18 protein-coding genes and 1 tRNA gene are annotated in these 21,917 nt (G+C 41.5%); 6 read left to right on the top strand and 13 right to left on the bottom strand.

Translation table 11 applies throughout. The features are described 5' to 3' along the window. Positions 1-236: 236 nt before the first annotated feature. Positions 237-2,366 (top strand): S9 family peptidase, encoded by a 2,130-nt coding sequence (locus tag R2Q85_RS10530; protein WP_316811735.1) that lies wholly within the window; start codon positions 237-239, stop codon positions 2,364-2,366. 50 nt (positions 2,367-2,416) lie between these two features. On the opposite strand, the gene R2Q85_RS10525 is transcribed toward R2Q85_RS10530, so the two are convergent. From R2Q85_RS10525 to R2Q85_RS10485, 9 genes are all read right to left on the bottom strand, one after another. Next, a tRNA-Glu gene (locus R2Q85_RS10525) sits at positions 2,417-2,488 on the bottom strand. A 134-nt stretch (positions 2,489-2,622) separates the two neighbouring features. Continuing rightward, on the bottom strand, positions 2,623-4,053 hold the full coding sequence (gene dnaA / locus R2Q85_RS10520) for a chromosomal replication initiator protein DnaA (RefSeq protein WP_316811734.1): 1,431 nt from the start codon (positions 4,051-4,053) through the stop codon (positions 2,623-2,625). Positions 4,054-4,248: 195 nt separating this feature from the next. After that, positions 4,249-4,926, bottom strand: a complete 678-nt coding sequence (locus R2Q85_RS10515; RefSeq protein ID WP_316811733.1) for a pseudouridine synthase — start codon at positions 4,924-4,926, stop codon at positions 4,249-4,251. A 304-nt stretch (positions 4,927-5,230) separates the two neighbouring features. After that, entirely contained in the window at positions 5,231-6,487 is a 1,257-nt protein-coding gene (locus tag R2Q85_RS10510; protein ID WP_316811732.1) for a murein hydrolase activator EnvC family protein, read from the bottom strand. 27 nt (positions 6,488-6,514) lie between these two features. Further along, positions 6,515-7,387: a cysteine synthase CysM gene (gene cysM / locus R2Q85_RS10505; RefSeq protein WP_316811731.1), complete on the bottom strand. Its 873-nt coding sequence runs from the start codon at positions 7,385-7,387 to the stop codon at positions 6,515-6,517. Positions 7,388-7,389: 2 nt separating this feature from the next. Continuing rightward, the gene (epsC, locus tag R2Q85_RS10500) at positions 7,390-8,202 is read right to left on the bottom strand and encodes a serine O-acetyltransferase EpsC (RefSeq protein WP_316811730.1); all 813 of its coding nucleotides are present in this window, start codon (positions 8,200-8,202) and stop codon (positions 7,390-7,392) included. Positions 8,203-8,248: 46 nt separating this feature from the next. Further along, positions 8,249-9,712, bottom strand: coding sequence for an aminoacyl-histidine dipeptidase (locus tag R2Q85_RS10495; protein ID WP_316811729.1), 1,464 nt, complete (start codon positions 9,710-9,712; stop codon positions 8,249-8,251). Between the two features lie 108 nt (positions 9,713-9,820). Beyond that, positions 9,821-11,164 (bottom strand): deoxyguanosinetriphosphate triphosphohydrolase, encoded by a 1,344-nt coding sequence (locus R2Q85_RS10490; protein ID WP_316811728.1) that lies wholly within the window; start codon positions 11,162-11,164, stop codon positions 9,821-9,823. 92 nt (positions 11,165-11,256) lie between these two features. Further along, on the bottom strand, positions 11,257-12,459 hold the full coding sequence (locus tag R2Q85_RS10485; protein WP_316811727.1) for a DUF763 domain-containing protein: 1,203 nt from the start codon (positions 12,457-12,459) through the stop codon (positions 11,257-11,259). A gap of 88 nt (positions 12,460-12,547) precedes the next feature. Here R2Q85_RS10485 and R2Q85_RS10480 point away from each other — a divergent pair, with 88 nt between their 5' ends. Further along, the gene (locus tag R2Q85_RS10480; protein WP_316811726.1) at positions 12,548-13,141 is read left to right on the top strand and encodes a 2OG-Fe(II) oxygenase; all 594 of its coding nucleotides are present in this window, start codon (positions 12,548-12,550) and stop codon (positions 13,139-13,141) included. A 32-nt stretch (positions 13,142-13,173) separates the two neighbouring features. Here R2Q85_RS10480 and R2Q85_RS10475 read toward each other — a convergent pair whose 3' ends face one another. From R2Q85_RS10475 to R2Q85_RS10465, 3 genes are all read right to left on the bottom strand, one after another. Then, positions 13,174-13,722 carry a phosphatase PAP2 family protein gene (locus R2Q85_RS10475; RefSeq protein ID WP_316811725.1) on the bottom strand — a complete coding sequence of 183 codons (549 nt, stop codon included), beginning with the start codon at positions 13,720-13,722 and terminating at the stop codon, positions 13,174-13,176. A gap of 81 nt (positions 13,723-13,803) precedes the next feature. Next, complete coding sequence (locus R2Q85_RS10470) at positions 13,804-14,265, bottom strand: VOC family protein (RefSeq protein ID WP_316811724.1); 462 nt, start codon at positions 14,263-14,265, stop codon at positions 13,804-13,806. Positions 14,266-14,301: 36 nt separating this feature from the next. Next, positions 14,302-15,306: an LLM class flavin-dependent oxidoreductase gene (locus R2Q85_RS10465; RefSeq protein WP_316811723.1), complete on the bottom strand. Its 1,005-nt coding sequence runs from the start codon at positions 15,304-15,306 to the stop codon at positions 14,302-14,304. A 166-nt stretch (positions 15,307-15,472) separates the two neighbouring features. On the opposite strand from R2Q85_RS10465, the gene R2Q85_RS10460 reads away from it, so the two are divergent. The 3 genes from R2Q85_RS10460 (at position 15,473) to R2Q85_RS10450 (ending at position 18,026) form a co-directional block, all read left to right on the top strand. Then, positions 15,473-16,516, top strand: coding sequence for a hypothetical protein (locus R2Q85_RS10460; protein WP_316811722.1), 1,044 nt, complete (start codon positions 15,473-15,475; stop codon positions 16,514-16,516). A 290-nt stretch (positions 16,517-16,806) separates the two neighbouring features. Beyond that, a complete protein-coding gene (locus R2Q85_RS10455) occupies positions 16,807-17,160 on the top strand; it encodes a hypothetical protein (RefSeq protein WP_316811721.1) in 354 nt (117 codons plus the stop codon). A 152-nt stretch (positions 17,161-17,312) separates the two neighbouring features. Then, on the top strand, positions 17,313-18,026 hold the full coding sequence (locus R2Q85_RS10450; RefSeq protein WP_316811720.1) for a murein L,D-transpeptidase catalytic domain family protein: 714 nt from the start codon (positions 17,313-17,315) through the stop codon (positions 18,024-18,026). A gap of 11 nt (positions 18,027-18,037) precedes the next feature. Here the strand turns inward: R2Q85_RS10450 and R2Q85_RS10445 are convergent, their stop codons facing one another. Then, complete coding sequence (locus tag R2Q85_RS10445; protein ID WP_316811719.1) at positions 18,038-20,794, bottom strand: TonB-dependent receptor plug domain-containing protein; 2,757 nt, start codon at positions 20,792-20,794, stop codon at positions 18,038-18,040. Between the two features lie 171 nt (positions 20,795-20,965). On the opposite strand from R2Q85_RS10445, the gene R2Q85_RS10440 reads away from it, so the two are divergent. Next, positions 20,966-21,901: an HAD family hydrolase gene (locus R2Q85_RS10440; RefSeq protein ID WP_316811718.1), complete on the top strand. Its 936-nt coding sequence runs from the start codon at positions 20,966-20,968 to the stop codon at positions 21,899-21,901. Positions 21,902-21,917: the final 16 nt, after the last annotated feature.

Here is a 21,917-nt window from a genome sequence, read left to right as displayed (position 1 = left end):
TAGATTTAAGTTAAACATGCGTTAATTCATTCACCTAACTTGCCGGTTTATGCCGGTTTATGCCGGTAAATAGCGTTTTGTAATATAATACAAGATAATATTTTATTGAGAAAAAAGCTATAATTAATTTAAAAAAAGCATTTTATTTATTAATAACGTTAATTTTAATGCGTTAATTCAATTTACCATTTAAAAATGCGGGAATTTGAAGCATTTTAACCCGTTAAACCTAAACCATGACAAAACCTCATTTTTTAGCCTTGTTTTTAACGCTTTGGTTTTATAATATGACCATTGCCACTGCACAAACGTTCAAATTGGACGATGTAAAGTGTTACCCGTTCCCCAATAGCCTTACCAGCTCTGCAAACAGCAATAAAATTGCATGGATATTTGACGAGCAGGGCAAACGAAACGTTTACGTAGCCGAAGCGCCCGATTTTAAACCAAGAAAACTTACAGCTTACCTCGAAGACGATGGCCAGGAGATCAGCAGTCTGTCCATTTCGGCCGACGGAAACTGGCTGGTATTTGTAAGAGGGGGCGACCATGGCGCCAACTGGAACGAAGAAAATCCGGTAAATGTAAATTCTGACCCTATACCGCCGAAAGTACAGATTCACGCCATCTCTTTTGATGGCAAAAAACACATTCAAATAGCCGAAGGCGAAAGCCCTTCTATTTCCCCTAAAAGTGACCTTGTGCTGTTTGTAAAAAAAGGACAGGCCTGGATAGCCGCTATCGATGGTACCTCACCGGCACGGCAGCTCTTTACCGCAAACGGAACAACGACAGAACTAAAATGGTCTCCTGATGCGACGTCGATTGCCTTTGTATCTGCCCGGCAAGACCATTCTTTTATAGGTGTGTATACCAATGGAAAAAGCCCTGTAAAATGGATATCACCATCTTTTTATCGCGACAGATCACCCCGCTGGTCTCCGGACGGTTCAGGCCTGGCATTTATCCGTACTCCAGGTGCAGGTGGAGCTCCAGATGCTATTTTATCTGACCAACATCAGCAATGGTCAATCTGGAATGCTGATCCTAAAAACGGAAAAGCCTTTCCCATATGGGAGGCCCCCAAAACCCTTTCCGGCTCTCCTCCAAATACACATGGCGGCACCAATTTACATTGGGTGGCTAACCGCATTGTATTTTTATCTGAACAGGATGGCTGGCCTCATCTGTACAGCATACCAGCTGCAGGCGGCCCAGCGCTGTTACTTACTCCAGGAAAATTCATGGTCGAGCATATCATTTTGAGCCCGGACAAAAAGTGGCTGTATTTCAGTGCAAATACAGGAAAGGATTTCAAAGATATAGACCGCAGACATCTTGCGCGTGTACCGGTGGATAAAGCTGCAATGGAAGTACTCAGTGAGGGTACAAATATGGAGTGGACCCCCATATTAACTGCCGATGCTAAATATATTGCCTTTATCACAGCCATTGGGCAACAACCTCCCCTTCCGGCATTTATTGAAAATAAGAAAATATCCAACTTTGCTAAAGAATTAAAGATACTTGGCCGGGAAAATCTGCCTGGACAGTTTCCTGTTGATAAACTTAAGGCACCGGAGCAAGTGGTTTTTAAAGCAGCCGATGGTTTGGCAATTCATGCGCAGCTGTTTAAAGCTTATGGCAATACGCCTAAAAAGCCGGCAATTATCTATATACATGGCGGGCCATCACGACAAATGCTATTGGGATGGAACTATTCTGATTATTATACAAATGCCTATGCCTTGAACCAATATTTAGCCAGTTTGGGCTTTACCGTCTTATCTGTTAACTACCGGATGGGCATTGGATATGGCTACGACTTTCAGCATGCCAAAGATTGTGGAACAAAAGGCGCTTCAGAATATCAGGACATCAAAAGTGCAGCCATCTGGCTCTCCGGTCAAAAAGACATTGACCCGGAAAGGATCGGGGTATATGGGGGATCATATGGTGGCTACCTTACCAATATGGCCCTGGCCCGCGATTCGAAGCTTTTCGCCGCAGGCGTTAGCATACATGGAATAGGTGACAGAACAGTCGGGCGTGTAAACAACATCCTCCTGCCAGACCGGTATGAAAAAGCACCGGATGCCGAAAAGGCCGCAAAAATAGCCTGGCAATCCTCCCCAGTCGCTTATCTAAACACCTGGACATCCCCGGTGATGCTGATCCATGGTGATGATGACCGTAACGTGCAGTTCAGTCAGAGTACCGACCTCAATAAAAGATTAATTGAAAAGGGTGTCGATGTAACATCACTGGTAATAGTTGATGATACCCACCACTGGATGAAATACGAAAACGTAATGAAGGTTAATCAGGCAGTTGCCAATTTCTTTGTTAAAAAATTAATGCCCTAAAAACGAAATGCTGCAAATATTAAACTTGCAGCATTTCGTGTGTTTTTCTGTAGCCCGCAGGGGAATCGAACCCCTATTTCCAGAATGAAAATCTGGCGTCCTAACCGGTAGACGAGCGGGCCATTATTGCTCTTTTTGCGCTGCAAAGGTAATATTCTCTTTTAATCGTCCAAAAATTTTTTAAAAGAAATTTAGCAAAGCAAATCAAAATGTTTGAATCACCTTGAAATGCTGATATTTACGTTTGCAAGGCGCCTTAGCTCATCTTTAATTTTTTCTCGATGTCATTCACATAGGCCCTGAATTTCTTGTCCGTCTGGATGAGATCCTCAACAGTTTGGCAAGCATAAATCACAGTAGAATGGTCCCGCCCCCCGAAAAAAGCACCAATGGTTTTTAACGAGCTTTTGGTCATGCCCTTGGCCAGGTACATCGAAATCTGACGGGCCTGTACCACCTCACGTTTCCGTGTTGGCGCCTTAAGCAAATGAACAGGAACCTCAAAATAATCGCAAACCAGCTTCTGTATATAATCGATAGAAACCTCCTTGGTTGTGTTTTTAATGAAGTTCTTCAGCATAGATTTAGCCAGTTGCAAATCTATTTCCTTCTTGTTCATCGTAGACTGGGCCAGCAAAGAAACCATCGCGCCTTCCAGTTCCCTAACGTTGTTATCAATATTGTGCGCTACATACTCTACAACCTCATCCGGTAAATCGATACCATCAGCATACATTTTCTTTCTCAGGATGGCAATTCTGGTTTCCAGTTCAGGCACCTGCAAATCTGCAGAAAGCCCCCATTTGAACCTGCTTAACAACCTCTCTTCCAACCCAGATAAGTCTTTAGGTGCTTTATCAGATGTAATGATGATCTGTTTGCCCGACTGGTGCAAATGGTTAAAAATATGGAAAAAGATATCCTGTGTTTTTTCCTTGCCTGCAAAGTTGTGTACATCATCCATAATGATCACGTCCATAGCCTGGTAAAAGTTTACGAAATCGTTAATGGTATTGTTCTTTAACGACTCTACAAACTGCTGGCAAAATTTCTCGCAGGACACGTAGATGACCAGTTTATCCGGCAGGTTTCTCCTGATCTCATTACCAATTGCCTGCGCCAGATGGGTTTTTCCCAAACCGGAAGAACCATAGATCATCAGGGGATTAAATGAAGTGGCACCTGGTTTCGCCGCTACAGCATGTCCTGCGGATCGTGCCAGGCGATTACAATCACCCTCTACATAAGCCTCAAAGGTATAACCTGGGTTCAACTGCGGGTCTACATTCATTTTCTTCAGACCCGGAATCACAAAAGGATTTTTAATATCCCTGTTGATGTTTACCGGAACAGGCATAGACTGCTTCTTATTACCAGATCCGTTGCCATTAGAGGGCATATTGGTAGTATATGGCAAAGCGCCATTGCTGGATTTGTCAACTACAATATTATATTCCAGCCTGCCTTCATCCCCTAACTGCTGTTTTACCGTTTTACGCAACAAGCCTACATAATGTTCTTCCAGCCACTCATAGAAAAACAAGCTGGGTACCTGCACAGTTAAAACCTTGTCTTCCAGCTTCAGGGCAGATATCGGTTCGAACCAGGTTTTGAAGCTCTGGGCCGGGATATTATCCTTTATAATCTGGAGACAGTTATTCCATACTTGTGTACAAGTGACTTGCATATTTTTCTTTAATAATTTAAGGTTTCTTAATCATAAAAAACAACAGATTGACCCGTTGTTTGGGGATGCGAAGATGATAAAATTTACCAACATTCGGAGGGAAAATCTAAGCTTTTTTATAACTCGTTCAGCAGCAAAAGAATAGAATTTCTGTTTATCAGATTACTGTGGATAAGTCATTTTTTGATAAAGCTTTTACCATTTCATCAGTTCCATCACCCTTAAAAATTCAGCTTGCACCGATGCCTTGAGGTGTAAAGGCTTCCCGCTAACAGGGTGTGTAAACCTCAATTCTGACGCATGGAGTAACATAGTGGTCATCTCCCAGGTTTCTTTGAAAAATTTATTCTGCTTATTACAGCCGTGTTTCCGATCACCAATAATCGGATAAAATATATGGGCGAAGTGCTTGCGCAACTGGTGCATGCGACCAGTCGTAGGGCTGGCTTCTACAAGTGAGTATCTCGATGTGGGATGCTTTCCAAAAGCAATATCCAGCTCTGCGCGCTTTAACGTAACAAAAGCAGTAAAAGCTTCCTGTACAGTTCCATTTTCTTTGGCAAGCGGATAATCGATATCCAGCTGGTCGGGTGTATAGCCACGGAGTATGGCCAGATACTTTTTTTGCACTTCGCCATTCATAAACTGCTGCTGCATGGCCACCTCTACCTCCTTTTCAAAAGCGAACAGCAACAGCCCGCCGGTTTTCCTGTCCAGTCTGTGTACCGGACTGACATGACGGTTTACCTGGTCTCTCAGCAACTGCAATGCAAACTCCTTCGCATCGCTGGCTATTGATGACCGGTGCACCAGTAATCCGTGTGGTTTATTGATGGCAATTAAATGTTCGTCCTGGTATACAATTTCAAGCATTTACTTTTTTCAGTAAAGATAAGTGTTTTGTTCAGGGCAAGGGGTGCTAAAGCGATGAAATGCAAACAAAATTCATTATATTACAGTTAATAGTGTTAACAGAAACATCATTTGATTTCGTTAATGTTTTTAGCATCGCTTCGGATGCGTTCGTACTGAGCCCACAGTGAGTCCACAGTCAGTCCACAGTGAGTCCACGTTTTTACAGAAAAAAGGTGGACTTACACTAGGTTAACTGTAAATTAACTGCGGAAGCACTGCAAACTCATCTAAAAAGAAGATCAAGGGCTGCTATTTTATAAAATTACTTGCCAATCCAGGCTTCAGGATTTAATTTGGTCTGTCCTCTCATGATTTCAAAATGTAGTATAGGCCCGTCTTCTTTAGCCGCAACCACCCCCAGAGTTTGTCTGGTTTCTACTTTATTGCCCTTGGCTACGTTAACTGTTTTTAAATTCTGGTAAATGGTAAAATAGTCTCCATGGCGTAGCGCAACGATGTAGGTGCCGTACAATTCCCTCACAAACAAAACTTCGCCTTCAAAAACTGCTTTTACTGCGGCACCCTGCTCGGTTAAGATGTTGATGCCATCATTTGTATAGTTTGCCTGTCCTTCGGTATGGTTACCAAATCTTTCTACAATAGAATACTGTCCAACAGGCCATGGTAAACGACCACGGTTATTTTCAAATCCGGCGGACAATTTAGCCAATGCCGGAGAAGCTGTCAGATAATTACTGCTGGTTTTTTCTTTTGCAACAGGAACCGGCCGGCCTTCTGCTATGGCTTTTTGAGCAGCAAGGCGCTCTTCTTCTTCCGCTTGTTTTCTGGCCAGTTCTATTTCGCGTTGAATGGCTGATCTGATGGCCCTGTCGATTTCAGCTTGTTTACGCTTACGCGCCGCAATGTCTTGTCTGAACTGCTTTTCCTGCCTGCTGATCTGATTCAGCATCTGGGCCTGTTCTGTTTTATTCCTGCCCAGTTTTACTTTTTCCTGCTGCTGTTCTGTAAGCAAATTACTTTTCTCTTTCAGGTTCTTGTCCAGGACTACAATTTTATACTCTATCTTTTTCTGGGTACCCTGTATGTAATCGGCTTGTTTTTTACGGTATTGCCCAAATTGCTGGAAATATTTGATGCGTTTATAGGCCTGGTTAAAATTATCTGAAGCAAAGATGAACATCATCTTGTCGTAGGCATTTCTGTTGCGTTGCGCAAACCTTACCATTCCTGCATACTCATTTTTTAATTGTCCCAGCTGGCTTTTTAGCGAGTGGACCTCATTGGTATTTTCATGGATCTGGTTATCCAGGTTCTTTACTTCAGAATTGATCACCGAGATCTTATTCTGCATGAGCCTGATCTTCGTATTTATCGCCCTTATCTGCCCCATGGTAAGCTTTTTATTGCTCGATGTTGCATTCAGGTTCCTTTGCAGCAAATCGATCTCCCGTTGTATGGCTTCCTTGTTTCTTTTCAGCTCTGCACTGGTCTGGGCAAAGGCGGTGGCGGTAACGCAAACGAAAAGGAAGGGTAAAAATAATCTCTGTAGTAGCTTCATCGTATAACCAAAAATAACAGATTAAGGCTATCCAAACAAGTCGCTGCTCAAATATCTGTCGCCCCGGTCGCAGGCAATGAATACAATCAGTCCTGATTCCAGTTCTGCGGCAAGCTTTAAGGCACAAGCCAATGCCCCGCCACTGCTCATTCCCGCAAAGATCCCTTCTACCCTGGCCAGTTCACGTGCTTTTATTGTCGCTTCCTCCTGAGATACATCCATTACACGATCTACCCTGCTGGCATCGTATATTTTCGGCAGATAAGCCGCCGGCCAACGCCTGATGCCAGGTATAGAAGACTCTTCCGTAGGCTGGCATCCTACAATCTGTATCGCAGGATTCTGTTCTTTTAAAAACATAGAATTCCCCATAATGCTGCCGGTAGTACCCATTGAGCTTACAAAATGGGTGATCTGCTGGTTGGTATCACGCCAGATCTCGGGCCCGGTAGTTTTATAATGGGCCAGGTAATTATCAGGATTGGCAAACTGGTCCAGTAAAAAATATCCGTTTTTGTCACGCTGCTCTTCTGCATAATCGCGGCATATTTCAATGGATTCCAGTAAAGTTACTCTGGCGCCAAAGGCTTCCATGGTTAGCGTACGTTCACGGGTAGAGCTTGCTGGCATGACCAATTCAATCTCCAGGTCGTAAATACTGGCAATCATGGCCAGCGCAATCCCGGTATTTCCACTTGTAGCTTCAATTAAGCGGGTTCCTTTTTTGATTTCGCCCCTTTCAATCGCACTGCGGATCATGTTTAAGGCAGCCCTGTCTTTTACACTTCCGCCGGGATTGTTCCCTTCCAGTTTTGCAAATATCCGCACATTGGGATTTGGATTTAATTTACTGATCTCTACCAGGGGGGTATTCCCTACAAATTCTACAATATTTCCCATGTTTATTTTGGATCTTTTGTTTCAATAACTTTTATAGATGACTGATGATATACGGTTGACCCTGGCGGAACACTTTTGGTGAGCCATACATTCCCTCCGATGATGGAATTTGCACCGATATGCGTTTCTCCTCCTAATATGGTTGCTCCGGAATAAATGATTACATGATCAGCTATGGTTGGATGACGTTTGATACCCCGCATGTATTTTTCTACACTTAAGGCACCCAAAGTTACGCCCTGGTATAGTTTTACATAATCTCCAATCACTGTTGTTTCGCCAATAACCAAACCAGTTCCATGATCTATATATAAGTATTCACCAATTGTTGCCCCCGGATGAATGTCTATACCGGTTAGGGAGTGCGCATATTCTGTCATAATCCTCGGGATCAGCGGAACGTTTGCTTTTAATAAGGCATGAGCAATCCTGTATAGGGCAATGGCCAGAAATCCAGGATAACTTCTAATCACTTCAAATTCGCTTCTCGCAGCAGGATCTCCGTTTAAAATAGCCGTAATATCTGTATTCATTTTCCGGTACAGCTCCGGAAGTTCATTAAAGAAACCGGCGACAATCGCTTCGTTGTTGCAATGCTCACAGGCTTTGGTCGAATTTAGCAGAATGATCAGTTCCTTTTCCTGCTTTAAAAACATGCGTTTTATTTCATTTATAGAATAATCCGGTGTAGTTAAACGTTCAGGATACAATAAGTTCATCAGGTTAATGAGCCATTCCGCTATTTCCTGATTTGAAGGCACGGGCTCAATGCTGTTTTGCTTATTAAAAATATGAAGATAAAAGTCCTCGTTCATTTTAATGGTGATTACTGGCTTCTTTAGATATTACAAAGAAATGAAATTAATAATTATTACGGGCAGGTATTTCTTCCAGCACCTTTAAAAGGTAATTCCAGAATTTATTTACAGAAGAAATTTGTACACGTTCATCCGGAGAATGCGCTCCATGAATGTTAGGGCCAAATGAAATCATATCCATGTCTGATAAATGGGCACCCAAAATACCGCATTCCAAACCGGCATGACAGGCATTTACATTTGGCTCAGCATTAAAGCTAACCTTGTACAAGCTGCGCATTAAATTTAATATTTCTGAATCCGAATTGGGTTTCCATCCTGGATAATCTCCGCTTGTGGTAACTGTACAGCCCATATTCTGCAAAGCAGCGCCTACCGCAATGGCAACATCTTCTTTGGTACTTTCTACACTGCTCCGTTGCAAAGAAAGGGTAATAAACTCTCCATCTTTAATGCTCAACCTTGCCAGGTTTGAGGAAGCTTCAACCAGGTCCGGAATTTCCGGGCTCATCCTGAAAACACCATTTGGCAGGGCATATAAAGCATTGATGATTTTAAGGTAGGCTGCTTTGTCCAAAACCTCGGCGGGAACTGCCGTTTCCGCTATTGTGATCTTCATCAAAGGTTCTATAGACTCGTACTCGGCTTTGATGACTGCAGAGAAATCTGCGATAAAGGACAGGAAAGCTGCTTTCTGATTGGCTGAAACAGCAACAACAGCTACAGATTCCCGTGGAATGGCGTTTCTTAAACTTCCACCTTCCAGCGTGCTGAGCTGCAGGTCCAGCACTTTATTTCCATTGTACAGCAAACGGTTCATTAATTTATTGGCGTTAGCCCTGCCTTTATGAATATCCATACCAGAATGACCTCCTATCAGCCCCGTGATGGAAACCTGAAAGGCGATGCTTTCTTTAGCAATGGGGCGATGCTGGTAGCGGTATATTGTAGTACTGTCTATGCCACCTGCGCAGCCAATGGTTAATTCTGTATCCTCTTCGGTATCCAGGTTTAATAAGATCTTTCCAGATAAATTGGAAGGGTCGAGCTCTTTAGCACCTGTCATACCTGTTTCTTCATCTATGGTGAACAAGGCTTCAATTGCCGGATGTGCTAAGTCTGTAGCCTGCAGCACTGCCATAATGGTAGCTACTCCTATTCCGTTATCTGCCCCTAAAGTAGTGCCCCTGGCCTTTACCCAATCCCCCTCAATGTACATCTGAATGCCTTCGGTATCAAAATTGAAATGGCTATCGCTGTTTTTTTGATGAACCATATCCAGGTGAGCTTGCAGGATAACAGTTTGTCTGGTTTCCATGCCCTCAGTTGCAGGCTTTTTGATCACCACATTTCCGATATGGTCTTTGTTGGTTTCCAGTCCAAGTTGTTTGCCAAAGGAAAGCATAAATGCGATGACCTGTGCTTCTTTTTTCGACGCACGTGGTATCGCATTTAATGCAGCAAAATTATTCCATAAGGCTTTTGGTTCTAAATTTTCAACTTTCATTACAATAATCTGAGTTCTGTTTCAGCAAAGCTAAAATTTAAATGAAATTTAGATTTAATCGTTTCGAAACATGTTATTCATATGGCAAATTTCGTCGCTGCCGTACCATTAGCTGATGGAAGGAAATGATATTCCTTTAATTTTTCTAAACAATTCCACCGCATAGATGTCTGTCATTCCTGACACAAAATCCAGTATACTTTGTATTTTGGAATAGGTATCTGTTTTTTGAGTTAGAAATTGTCTTGGAATTAATTCTATCAGTTTTTTATGATACTTGGATTCATTTTGCAGGTAAGCCGGAATAAACTCCTCCAGTAATCCGCCCATAACTTTGTAGCCGGCTACTTCAATCTGTACTACAGATGAATAGTTGTATATCTTTTTAACAGAGACATTTTCAATGGTTTTCATCAGGGATAAAAAAGGCTCTTCAATGGCCTCCATCAAACTCTGGTTAAAGCTGCCATTTAAAATTTTTTGCTGCTCGTTAAAGAATACGGCTGAACACAGGCCAATTAATGTGCTGATAGATTTCGCCCGCATTAAGGTGATTTTTGCGTCATCGTCATCAATTTCAGCAAGACGGGCCTCCATCCTTTCGTCTCTGCATAAAGGCAGCAACAAGGATTCTACTTCTTTATAAGAAAGAATTTTAAGCCTGTGGGCATCTTCCAGGTCAATGATGTTATAACAAATGTCATCAGCAGCTTCTACCAGGTATACGAGGGGGTGTCTTTTGTAGATCAATGGAGATTCCTGAACTTTAATCAGGTCCATTTCAGCAGCGATCTTTTCAAAGCCGCTTTCTTCTGATTGGAAAAAACCGTATTTTTTAGTATAGATATTTTTCTTATTGTGACCGGCCAGCGACGCGCAGGGATATTTGGCTATGGCTGCCAGTGTAGCGTAGGTAAGCGCAAAGCCTCCGGTGCCTTTGCCGGTAAAAGGATGTGTTAAAATACGTAGCGCATTTGCGTTTCCTTCAAAATGGATCAGATCTTCCCATTGGGCATCGGTAACCTGTTCTCTGTAAATTTTTCCTTCTCCGCTGGTAAAATAGCTGGAAATCGCAGCTTCTCCTGAATGGCCAAAGGCAGGGTTGCCCAGATCATGTGCCAGGCAAGCCGAGGCAATGATGTTTCCGATTTCACAAAGCAACGGACAGGAATCATCTATTGCTGGTTCGGTGTCTTTTACCTTATTGTAAAAGATGGTACCCAGAGATCGGCCGACACTGGCCACTTCCAGGCTGTGGGTTAGCCTGTTGTGTACAAATACGCTGCCTGGCAAAGGGAATACCTGGGTTTTATTTTGCAATCTTCTGAACGGGGAAGAAAAGATGATCCTGTCGTAATCGCGCTGGAATTCAGATCTCGATTCCTTTTGATTGCCCATAAACCGATCTTCGTTTCCCCAGCGTTTTGAGGATAATAACTTTTCCCAAACCATAAATATTTCCTTTAGTGCTAATGAATTATTGCATAAAAACAGCTGCGAAGGTAAGTATTTATCCCTAAAAGGAAATTGATGAGGCTGTTTTTCTAGAATAGTCGTAGTTGCCCTTCAGTCGGTGGCCGGGCATCACCAAAAACTGTCTTGCCCCCATGTTTCCAGGAATCGCGTCTTTCTTTTTCTATCAGCGCCTCGAAATTATCATTGGCTTTAAAACTTTGTTCTGCCCTTCTGGATAGATTGCTGAGTTGTTTTATGGCATGTAATTTATCAGTTTCTCCTATTTTGGCTTGATGCAGGGCTTTACCTAACACACTGATGGTCTCATCATAAACTTTAACTGGTACCGGAAAAGGATGGCCATCTTTGCCACCATGGGCAAAAGAAAAACGTGCCGGATCACTAAACCTGGAGGGGGTACCATATATCACTTCACTAACCAGGGCCATCGATTGTAAAGTTCGGGGGCCCATGCCTTCCAGCAGCAGTAAGCCTTCAAAATCTGCCGGTTGCTTTTCCTGGGTTAGCCATAGCATTGCCCCCAAGCGTTTTAAATCCACATCTTTGACCCTTACCTCGTGGTGGCCAGGCATGATCAATCTTCTGGCTTCGGCAATCATGCGTTCCGGGCTTTCTGTGGTCATAGACATCATCGCTGCTCTTGAAGGCTTTGCGGCTTTGGCCACCAGGTTTAAAATCTGTCCCTGGTTTTTGCCGCAGATACCAGTATGCGGATCCTCCACAAAAGAGCTTAAGCCCTCTGAATGCCAGTGATACCTTCGCGCAGTTGAGCTTCCGGTTTGCATTCCTTGTTGTATTACCGTCCACAAGCCTGTCGTATTCAGTACAAAACTATGTGTATATAATTGAAAACCATCCTGTAATGCGGTATTATCTACCTTAGCACTTAACCTGCTGCAACGAACCAGTTCAAGGCCGTTTAGCCCGGTACGGTCAGCAAACCTCAAAAGTTCATCAGGTGTGTTTCTGGATTTCTGTCCTTTACCTCCACAAACATAAATGCCCAGCGCTTTGTAGTGTGGATTGATTGCTGCTTTTAATGCACCCATTACAGAAGTAGTGATGCCAGAAGAATGCCAGTCCATCCCCATCACGGCACCAAGACTCTGAAACCAGAAGGGATCACTCAGGCGCCGCAATACTTCATCAGTACCATATTCAGCAATTATGGCTTCTGTAATGGCTAGGCCAAGGCGCGACATTCGCTCTGCCAGCCATTTGGGCACATAACCATAGTGTAAAGGCAAATCAGCAGTTCCAGATCTTTTCATTACTAACAAAATTAGTAAAAATAATTGTTTTATCCTGATCATCAGTTTATCCGGGAGATTAGCCTACCTTTCCAGCTTAATTATTCCATTGGAAAAAATATTCGATCAACTTATAGACAGCTTTATCAGAAATCAGGTAGGAATAGCTGAAAATTTCATTAATCCTGTACTAGCCATACAACTGCTGAATAACCTGCTTCACTTGCAGCGTGATGACCTGCTGTTGTTAGCGGGAACTGGAAATGAGGCTGCTGTGGCTTATAATGAAACTTTGAGGAGCGATAAAATACACTGGCTAGACCGGATCCATAATGATCCCTATGAGAATGATTTTTTAGATCTTATAGATGCTTTTGTTATCCACTTGAACAGGACTTGTTATACCGGGATTACCGGATATGAATTTCACTATGCTTTATACGAAAAAGGCACTTTTTATAAGAAGCACCTGGACCAGTTCCGAAACAATGAGGTAAGGCAATATTCTATGATCATGTACCTGAACGAGAACTGGACAACAAATGATGGCGGGGAATTGTGTATTCATCATATCGATCATATACAGCTGATCACTCCGGTTAATGGTAAAAGTGTGTTCTTTAAAAGCAGTGAACTGGTACATGAAGTACTGTTAACCCATAAACCCAGAATGAGTATAACCGGCTGGTTAAAAATTGGTTAGAACTTTACGAAGAATACCTAAGACCGAGGTCGTTAATCAGGGCGCAATGAACGTAGTGAAAAAGCAGTACCTGTTCCAAGCAATGCACCTGCGGCCACATCTGTAGGATAATGCACGCCTAGATATAAACGCGAAAAACTTACTGAACCTGCCCACAGATAAGATGGTGCTATAACATACCATTTTGGATAAGCTTGCGAAAGTGCTGTTGCGGTAGTGAAAGCAGTAGAGGTATGACCGGACGGAAAGGAATAATGGCTGGGCTGATAAACGGCATTAATCTTTACATTGGCCAGAAAAGGCCTCGGCCGCTTCACCATCTTTTTAATCAGCATGGTAACCAGTGCATTTACCGCCGAACTACTGGCTACATACAAGGCATTTTGACGCATCTTTTTGTCATCTGCAATTACGCCACCAGCCAGTAAACCAACAGGCACCCCTATATTTACCACATCGTTATATTTGGATAGAAAAAGAAAGAAACTTGTTTTTTCAGGAGTTCTGCTGGCAGCAAGGTTAATCAGGATCTGATCATCTAGCTGCTGTAGTTGATGCTGCGCCTTTAACTGCAGCGGCATGATTGCTGTTATGGCAAGTTGCAGTGTAAATAAATAAATAAAACAAAGCCCTTTCATGATATCATAAGAAATGTTGTGCTGTTATTTAGCATCATTTACTTCCAACCAGTGCCCGTCTGGGTCTTTAAAATAGATCTGTTTCACGCCGTCTACCCTTTCGGTAATGGTTTTGGCTTTACCTGCCCAATTTTCAAAAGTTATATTTTTGGTGGAGAGCTGTGCTGCAAAAGTATCAACAGAAGCCACACTAAAACACAGGTGATCGTTTTTCTCATGTTCAACATTACTTTTTGCACCCTGGATCAGGTGTAGCTGACCGGCAGCGCCAAGCGCGAACCAGGTATGTTTTCCATCTTTAAAAGGTTCCGGAATTTGTTCGAGGTTAAAAACAACCTGATAAAAATCGGTTGCTTTCTTCAGATCTGCCACATATACTGCAATATGGTTTAGTACAGCGGTTTGCTGTTTCTTTTCGGTTTGTGCCATAGTTTTTTGAAATGAGGTGGTCAGCACCAGTGATAGTACAATTGAAAATAACTTCATGGAACTAATTTATCAGAAAAAAGCATTAACGGCTAATTAATCTTTAAATACTTCTGCAAGCAGCTGATAAGAGTGTAATCTGGCACTATGGTCAAAAATATGTGAGGTGGCCATAATTTCATCTACGCCTGTCTGATCCAAAAATCGTTGCAGATCTTGTTTAATGGTGTCTTTGCTGCCAACAAAGGTGCAGGCCAGCATCTGGTTTGCCTGCTCTTCTTCATAGACATCCCATATCTCGTCCATATTGTCTACAGGAGGTTGAAGCAACCTGCGTTTTCCGGTCACTATACCCATAAACAACTGGTAAAGAGAAGTAACCAACCTGTTGGCCTCCGCATCAGTATCCGCCGCTACCACATTTACACAGGCCAGTACATAGGGGGCTTTGAGCTGTGCAGATGGTTTAAAATTTTGCCTGTATATATTAATGGCAGTGCCGAACTGAGCAGGTGCAAAATGACTGGCAAATGCATAGGGTAATCCTAAAGCGGCTGCTAAATGGGCACTATCTGTGCTTGATCCCAGTATCCAGATTGGAATATCAAGCCCTTCCCCTGGAATAGCCCTGACACTACTTTTACTGTTGTCAGTAGAAAAATAGGCCTGTAATTTCAGTACATCCTGCGGAAAGCTATTTGCTGCATTAAAACGTTCGCCCCTTATGGCCATAGCTGTAACCTGATCTGTTCCTGGCGCCCTGCCTAAACCCAGGTCTATCCTGTCTGGAAATAAAGAGGCTAATGTTCCAAATTGTTCCGCAATGATTAAAGGGGAATGATTTGGCAACATGATACCACCAGAGCCCACCCGAATCGTTTTTGTACCTGCTGCAATATGTCCGATTACCACTGCTGTTGCAGAACTAGCTACGCTGATCATATTGTGATGCTCTGCCAGCCAGTAACGGTTATAGCCCCATTTTTCGACATGCTGGGCAAGATCAAGACTGGTTGTAAAAGTATCGGCAGGCGTTTTTCCTTCGATTACAGTAGCCAGATCGAGTACGGAAAACGGAATGGTGTCGAGTAGTTTCTTCATAACAATTCATAAAACAACAAAGCTACAGCCTGCTTCCTGTAAATCTCCATGCAGGCATACGATATGACTTAAAATCTACATCCACATAAAATTCAAATGTTTCAAATATGCTTACCTGTATCGTTTTTGTAAAGAAAATACTAAATTGATCCTAAATTACGAATCGATGGAACATAGTGATGTAAGAATATCCCGTAAGAAACCTATTTTCCCGGTATCTCCGGCTTTACAAAAATATCTGAAAAGCTATCAGCGGGAATCCAGAATCCCAATCACTTATAACGATCTGCTGGTGTTTACAGAAGCCTATCCGATAATGGATAAATATGGCAAAGATTCACTTTGGGAAGGTCCGATTTATGCGGCGGATAAGATTGAAGAACTACATAATGGCTTAAAAATAGTTTATGCCAACTTAAAAGCCTCAGGGAACCTGCGGATAGTGCAGCATAAATATATTGACAAAATTGAGTATTGTACCTTTGGCAACACCCACCCTTTCAGAATAAGGATTGTAAATCGCTTAAATGATGTTTACGATTATTTTTACATTAAAAAAGCAGATGCATCAAGGATCTATGGCCTGGAATTGGAAGAAATCTTATCTCCAAATCAGGTGAACTACCTGGTAGACAGAGAAACCTTAGTGGAAGAACATATTGCCGGAATCCCAGGTGATGTCTTTGCAAAAACCTATTTACACAACGTTGACTACAACCCCACCCGGATAGCCAAAGAATTCGTCAAATTTAATGAACGTTGCCTGGTCATGCTGCTTGGTGATATGAGGGCATATAATTTCGTGATGCAGATTACACCTGATTTTGATGATATCCAGTTCCGGATCAGGGCCATTGATTTTGATCAGCAGTTTTACGAGGGAAATATCAAAGTATATCTTCCGCAGTTTTTTAAAGAGAATTTTCCTTATGTAAAAATGGGCCTGGATCAACTCACGGATAAAACGTATCTGCAATACCAGCAGGAAGAAAAATCTTCTATCTTACACAGGGTGCGCAGCGAGCGTCATCGTTTAACAGATTTGCGTGACGTATCGAATACAGAAATGCTTACCACAACAGAAAATATAGAAACACTGAAGTCAGGGATGGCTGAATATTTTTCAGACCGGCAATATCTGGAATGTAAAAATATGACAGATATCATTGAGTTGAATATCAAGAACATCATCCGACAGGTTAAGTTATAAGATAGGAAATCCCTTAGTCAAAACCTGGAGAAAAAACAAAAAAGCGGAGACAGACCTGAATAGGCTTTGCCCCCGCAAATTAACGCTCTCGAAGTAAATTTAAAAAAAAATAATGATAATCAATTACTTTAAACCAATTGTTTATTGCCAACGACACCATCAAAATAAATAGTTAATAAATGAATTTATTTGGCTTTCATCACATTTTTTTTATGCGCATCTATCAAAAAAAATATAAATCGATGTATAATTTTAACAACAATATTCTTACTTTGCAGTAAAAAAAAGTTATGTCTTTAAAAGCAACTGTTGATAAGATTTTAAGAGAAAAGAATAGATCACTGAGCTGGTTGGCGCATAGTATTGGAAAAACATTCGATGGTTTAAGACTTGGATTGCTCAATGAATCCGTAAAATATAAGGACATTGTTGCTATGGCCGGTATACTAGAAGTTTCTCCAGGATTTTTCTTTGATACAGCACCAAAAAAACCTCAGACTGATGAAAATATGGTAGCAGAACCAAAATCAGAATATGGTGAGTTAAAAGCAAATCTGAGAACATGCAAAGAACTGATCACTACCTTAAAAGACCAGGTAAAGGATAAAGAAAGAATCATCTCTTTGCTTAAAGAAGGCAAATAATTACCTGCTCTAATAAGTCATATTTACGTAATACCTTAAATATGAGTATATTTAAAAATATATTTAATTATATTTGTGCAATATTTATAGAATAAACTTAAACAAAACAGGGATAATTCATTTGAATTTGGAGCTGAAACAACAGCGTAACTATGGGGAAAAGTATTTTAGGAGGAGCGGGGTTAGTTATAATTTTATTTGCATTCAGCATCATCAGCTGGAAACCTGTATACAAAATTGCAGAACCAGGTATTAAAGATCTATATGATACCGCGCAACTTGCAGAAAGTGGACTATCCCTTTTCGTATTTGAAAAAGCGGTAACAGGATTTTACAATTTGAAAAACACCGGAAAACTTTCTAACACAAAATCCATTCTAAGTATCGTCGATTTTGACCAGAGCAGTACAAAGAAACGGTTATGGATAATTGACCTCAATAGAAAGGAATTAATTTTAAATACCTGGGTAGCGCACGGGGAACGCAGTGGTGCAGACAAGGCCAGTTATTTTTCAAACAGCAATGAATCATTTAAAAGTAGTATTGGTTTTTTCATTACCGCCGAAAGTTATTTTGGAAAACATGGTCTTTCTTTAAAGCTTGATGGTGTGGATCAGGGTTTTAATACCAATGCACGTAAAAGGGCTATTGTAGTTCATGGTGCAGATTATGTAAGCCAGGAAACCATTAACGCACTGGGAAGATTAGGACGCAGCCAGGGCTGCCCTGCTGTACCACAGGAACTAGCTACAAAAGTTGTCCGTACAATTGAAGACAGAACTGTTTTGTTTATTCATGTAAGTGATCAAAATTATACATCTATGTATTTGGATGAAGGCCCCAACACGGTACTGGCTAGTAAATAATTGGAATTCAATTATTTTGCAACCATAATTGTACTCATTTTAGTGCCAAAGTTCCCCTTCATATCGGCGCCCTCAATAATAAGCGAATAGCTACCAGGATTGTCAGCCGTATAGAAGCTTACCGTTGCCATGCCATTTTTATCGGTAACGATATAGGGTTCCCAGTGAATAGTTGAGCGTATATCGGTCATATCAGCAATGTTGCCTGGTTTGTATTTCGGAACATAGAATTTTTTGGGTATGGAAAAAGCCATTGGTTTGTACAAATAAGTGCCCACGCTTTTCTTTAAAAATGGCCCCTTTCCCCCACGTGTGGTTACTTCAATAAAGGCATGATCCCATGGAATAGCCATGGGATCGGGAATAAAATGGCTGCTGTAACGCATTTGATATTTGCCAGACATCATTACTTCTATCCCTTTAATTTCTTCGGCATCATAATAATCAAAATACTGCTTAAAATAGTCGTATTGACCGATACCTTCGGGTTTTGAAAATGCAACATCCACGCCATCTATGATAAGATGGAGCAACATGCCTTTAATCACATAATAACGTATCCCGCTTTTACTGGTCCTGGTGCCAAATCCAACTACTCTTTTTTCCAGTAAATCTCCCAAAGTCATTTTACCGGATTTTTCCAGCTCCTGCTGATCGATGATTACATCAGCTCCACCAGGACCATTCAGGTTTTTTGAATCTTTGACTGTTTTTTTCGCCGTAATTGCTACCTCTTTCAGCATATTGCGGCCCGTAATCCGGTTTACTTCTTTCTCTAACTGGAACTGCTTTTTTACAGCCATCAACCTGCCCGTATCAATATTAACATACCAGGGCACCATACGCCTGGCAGGGCTGGTAAAAGCAGGTGGCATAAATTCTTCCACCTCTATTCCAACGTTAAAGCTTTTGCCTCTTTTGTTTCTTGCCTGAATAAAAAATACCGCAGTATCCGAAGGGAAAATGCCTTTGAATTTAAAAAGTCCCATATTGTTTGTAACCGTATCCATAAATAGAGCTGGTCTTTTTGACAACAGATTAATACCCGAATTGCCTACAGGCTTATTGAAAATATTGGTCACTTTTCCTTTAATTTCAAATTCCGGTTCGGCTGCATAAGCGAAGACCTTCTCCGGTTTAAATATTTCATCCCAATTATAACCAACCCAACCTTGTGTCAAAAGCAACAGATCCAGGTCCTGCCATTTTTTAACATCAGCACCAGCCTTTAAATAATAGCCTGGATCTTCTATATGGCCTTTCAGACCAGCAGTAAGTAACACATTGGAGATGACGGAGCCCGAGGCAATACTGTCCGTTTTGACCAGGCTATCATCGGTAACAGCTACAGAGAAATTTCCCTGTACAGGAACTCCATTTTTATCAGTTACTTTAATGTGCATTGCAACGCTATCTCTTTGCTTGTAAACCACCTTGTTGGTGTTTACCTGGATAGCCAGCTGATCAGCATGATCTATAAACATCGTCCGCTCATTAACTACTGTTCTGTCGGCCCGGGCTAATGTGATGTGTACAAGACCGGTTGGAAATCCTTTCTTGCTGATCCGTAATCTTGAACCATTCTTTTTTATTTTGATCAATGCTGCAAAACACACCACTCCCCTTGCCTGTCCGATCAGGTAATAACTGTTTTCGGTTGAGGTGACATCAGGCGTGGCAGTAATTAATACTTCACAGGAATCACGCTGTAACTTATTGTGAACACTTAAAACTGTACCAACAGCCTTTGCTGCCGGGATCGGATAAGACCTGGACATCCCGTTTATTCTGGCCGTATAAGTTTCACCTGACAAGGGGCTAAAATAGAAGGCTCCCATCCCCTTATGAACAGTTTTAAAAGAAGTGATTTGCTGATTTTTACTGTCATATATCGTACCGGACACCTCAACCCCAAGGCCGTCTTCATTTATCGCCTTAAAAGCCATACGTGAGGGTAAATCAGCAACCAGATTTCCCCCTTCGGGCATAAACTGCAGGTCAACATTTTCGGGCCGGTTAACCAAAAGGGGTATCATAATCTGGTTATTTTCTCCACCCTTGCTTAAGTCCTGTACGCGCAAGGAAATCGCTTTTGGATTCAATTTTTCGGGAAGATCCAGGTTTACCTTTAGCATACCGTCAATGTCTGTTTGCATTTTGGCTTTAGCCCAGGAACGTTTTCCATCCGTTGCCTGCAACTGAACATCTTTTAAGGCAACATGTACTTTATCCAGTCTGCTGAATTTTAAACTGAGCTCGATATGGTCTTTATCTGCTGCTTTCTTTAGCTCGGTATTGTAATTTACAAGCCATTCTGTACCCGCTGTACTGCCAATGTAAAACTGTTTCTGAAATATGCGATCCTCTCCAAAATTACGCATCCAATTGGTATAGGCTCTTAAAACATAATTTCCTTGCGGTATTTCTGCTGGATCGAGTGCAATCTGGCCAAACGAAATTCCATTAAATACTGGTAGCATTATCCGCTTCATTAATCTGTTGCTGTCGTTAGCAATTTCGATATACATCAGTCCACTTTTAGGACTGGCATAATAAGTCTCATCAAAAAGATATACTTTAAACCATAAAGTATCCCCTGAGGCATAAGCAGATTTATCCGTTTGTAAGTATAGTTTTTCGATAGACTGGTACGCTGTAAATCTATCAACTGCAGAAATCAAATCGCTGAGCTCCTTTTTTGATGGAACCTGGCCGGATACCGCACCTGAAAGAAGTAAAAAAAGTGCACTGATTATTGCATATTTCATATTTGCGTTAACATTCTGGCAATTTGGCACTCTAAGATAATAAAGTTCTGTTTTAAATATTTTATTCATTGCTGTTTTTACACCTTTTCTTGTAAAGCGTTTGTTATAGATTTATTTCATTTTGTTTCACAATGTTTATTTTACTTAATTTGCTGAAACAAAAAGTAAATTATGAAAAGTTACAGATCAATCATTACCGCCCTTTTTCTTATTGTAAATTCTGCTGGTTTTGCCCAAAGCTACCAAGCTGTAAAGACCTGGTCTAAGGAGACAAATGACAGGATAGAAAGCTTTTTAGCTGGCAGCAACGCCATTAAGGAAAGAAAGGTTGCGGTCTTTGATTGTGATGGCACTTTGATGGGACAGGTTCCTTATTATCTGGCTGATGAAGCTTTTATCAGTTATGCAAAAAAGACCTTTGAAGGTAAAAGCGATAATTTTTCAAAAGAAAAAATGAAAATTGTGCGCAACATGTTTGGTGGGGCAAGTACTGCCAGCAAAGAATTTGTATTAAACCGCATCAGTTATATGGCCGGAATGACAGATAAGGATATTATCCGCATGGGAGAAGATTGTTTTAATGCAAAATATCAGGCTAAAATTTATCCTGAAATGCGACAGCTGGTTGCAAATCTTCAAAACTATGGCTTTGAAGTATGGGTGGTTACGACTTCGCCTGAACTTTTATACCAGCAATTTGTTCACGAGGAATTTGGTATCCCTGTTGACCGGATCATTGGCCTTAAATCTGTGATCAAAAACAACGTTATCAGTAATGAAGTGGTATTACCTGTTCCAATGGATAATGGAAAAGCGGAGACTATTCAGACATTTATTAAAGCAAAACCTTTATTTGTTGGAGGAAACAGCCGGGGTGATATGGAGATGATGAATATCGCCACAGGTTTAAAGCTGATCGTTAATCCGGATGACCAAAAAGTAGAAAAAGGTAGCGAAGCTGGGGCGATGGATGGAAACACGGTTAAAAGCTATTGGGAAAAACAAAACGCAGTTATTGTGCATTGTAAAGATATTACTGAAAGTCTTTATCACTACGATTCAGCAGCAAAAGACATAAAACTTAAACAAAACAAGCCAACGAACTAGGCACCGTAAGACTAAA

Source organism: Pedobacter heparinus (assembly GCF_032678725.1).
Classification (GTDB): Bacteria; Bacteroidota; Bacteroidia; order Sphingobacteriales; family Sphingobacteriaceae; genus Pedobacter; species Pedobacter heparinus_A.
Note: the sequence above shows the minus strand (reverse complement) of the source record. Positions and strands in the feature narration are given on the sequence as shown.

Coding starts and splice junctions, on each gene's coding strand:
- R2Q85_RS10460 (WP_316811722.1), top strand. CDS start 15,473: ATGGAACATAGTGATGTAAGAATATCCCGTAAGAAACCTATTTTCCCG.
- R2Q85_RS10440 (WP_316811718.1), top strand. CDS start 20,966: ATGAAAAGTTACAGATCAATCATTACCGCCCTTTTTCTTATTGTAAAT.
- R2Q85_RS10445 (WP_316811719.1), bottom strand. CDS start 20,794: ATGAAATATGCAATAATCAGTGCACTTTTTTTACTTCTTTCAGGTGCG.
- R2Q85_RS10515 (WP_316811733.1), bottom strand. CDS start 4,926: ATGCTTGAAATTGTATACCAGGACGAACATTTAATTGCCATCAATAAA.
- R2Q85_RS10450 (WP_316811720.1), top strand. CDS start 17,313: ATGGGGAAAAGTATTTTAGGAGGAGCGGGGTTAGTTATAATTTTATTT.
- R2Q85_RS10455 (WP_316811721.1), top strand. CDS start 16,807: ATGTCTTTAAAAGCAACTGTTGATAAGATTTTAAGAGAAAAGAATAGA.
- R2Q85_RS10510 (WP_316811732.1), bottom strand. CDS start 6,487: ATGAAGCTACTACAGAGATTATTTTTACCCTTCCTTTTCGTTTGCGTT.
- R2Q85_RS10495 (WP_316811729.1), bottom strand. CDS start 9,712: ATGAAAGTTGAAAATTTAGAACCAAAAGCCTTATGGAATAATTTTGCT.
- R2Q85_RS10485 (WP_316811727.1), bottom strand. CDS start 12,459: ATGAAAAGATCTGGAACTGCTGATTTGCCTTTACACTATGGTTATGTG.
- R2Q85_RS10490 (WP_316811728.1), bottom strand. CDS start 11,164: ATGGTTTGGGAAAAGTTATTATCCTCAAAACGCTGGGGAAACGAAGAT.
- R2Q85_RS10470 (WP_316811724.1), bottom strand. CDS start 14,265: ATGAAGTTATTTTCAATTGTACTATCACTGGTGCTGACCACCTCATTT.
- cysM (WP_316811731.1), bottom strand. CDS start 7,387: ATGGGAAATATTGTAGAATTTGTAGGGAATACCCCCCTGGTAGAGATC.
- R2Q85_RS10530 (WP_316811735.1), top strand. CDS start 237: ATGACAAAACCTCATTTTTTAGCCTTGTTTTTAACGCTTTGGTTTTAT.
- R2Q85_RS10465 (WP_316811723.1), bottom strand. CDS start 15,306: ATGAAGAAACTACTCGACACCATTCCGTTTTCCGTACTCGATCTGGCT.
- epsC (WP_316811730.1), bottom strand. CDS start 8,202: ATGAACGAGGACTTTTATCTTCATATTTTTAATAAGCAAAACAGCATT.
- R2Q85_RS10475 (WP_316811725.1), bottom strand. CDS start 13,722: ATGCCGCTGCAGTTAAAGGCGCAGCATCAACTACAGCAGCTAGATGAT.
- dnaA (WP_316811734.1), bottom strand. CDS start 4,053: ATGCAAGTCACTTGTACACAAGTATGGAATAACTGTCTCCAGATTATA.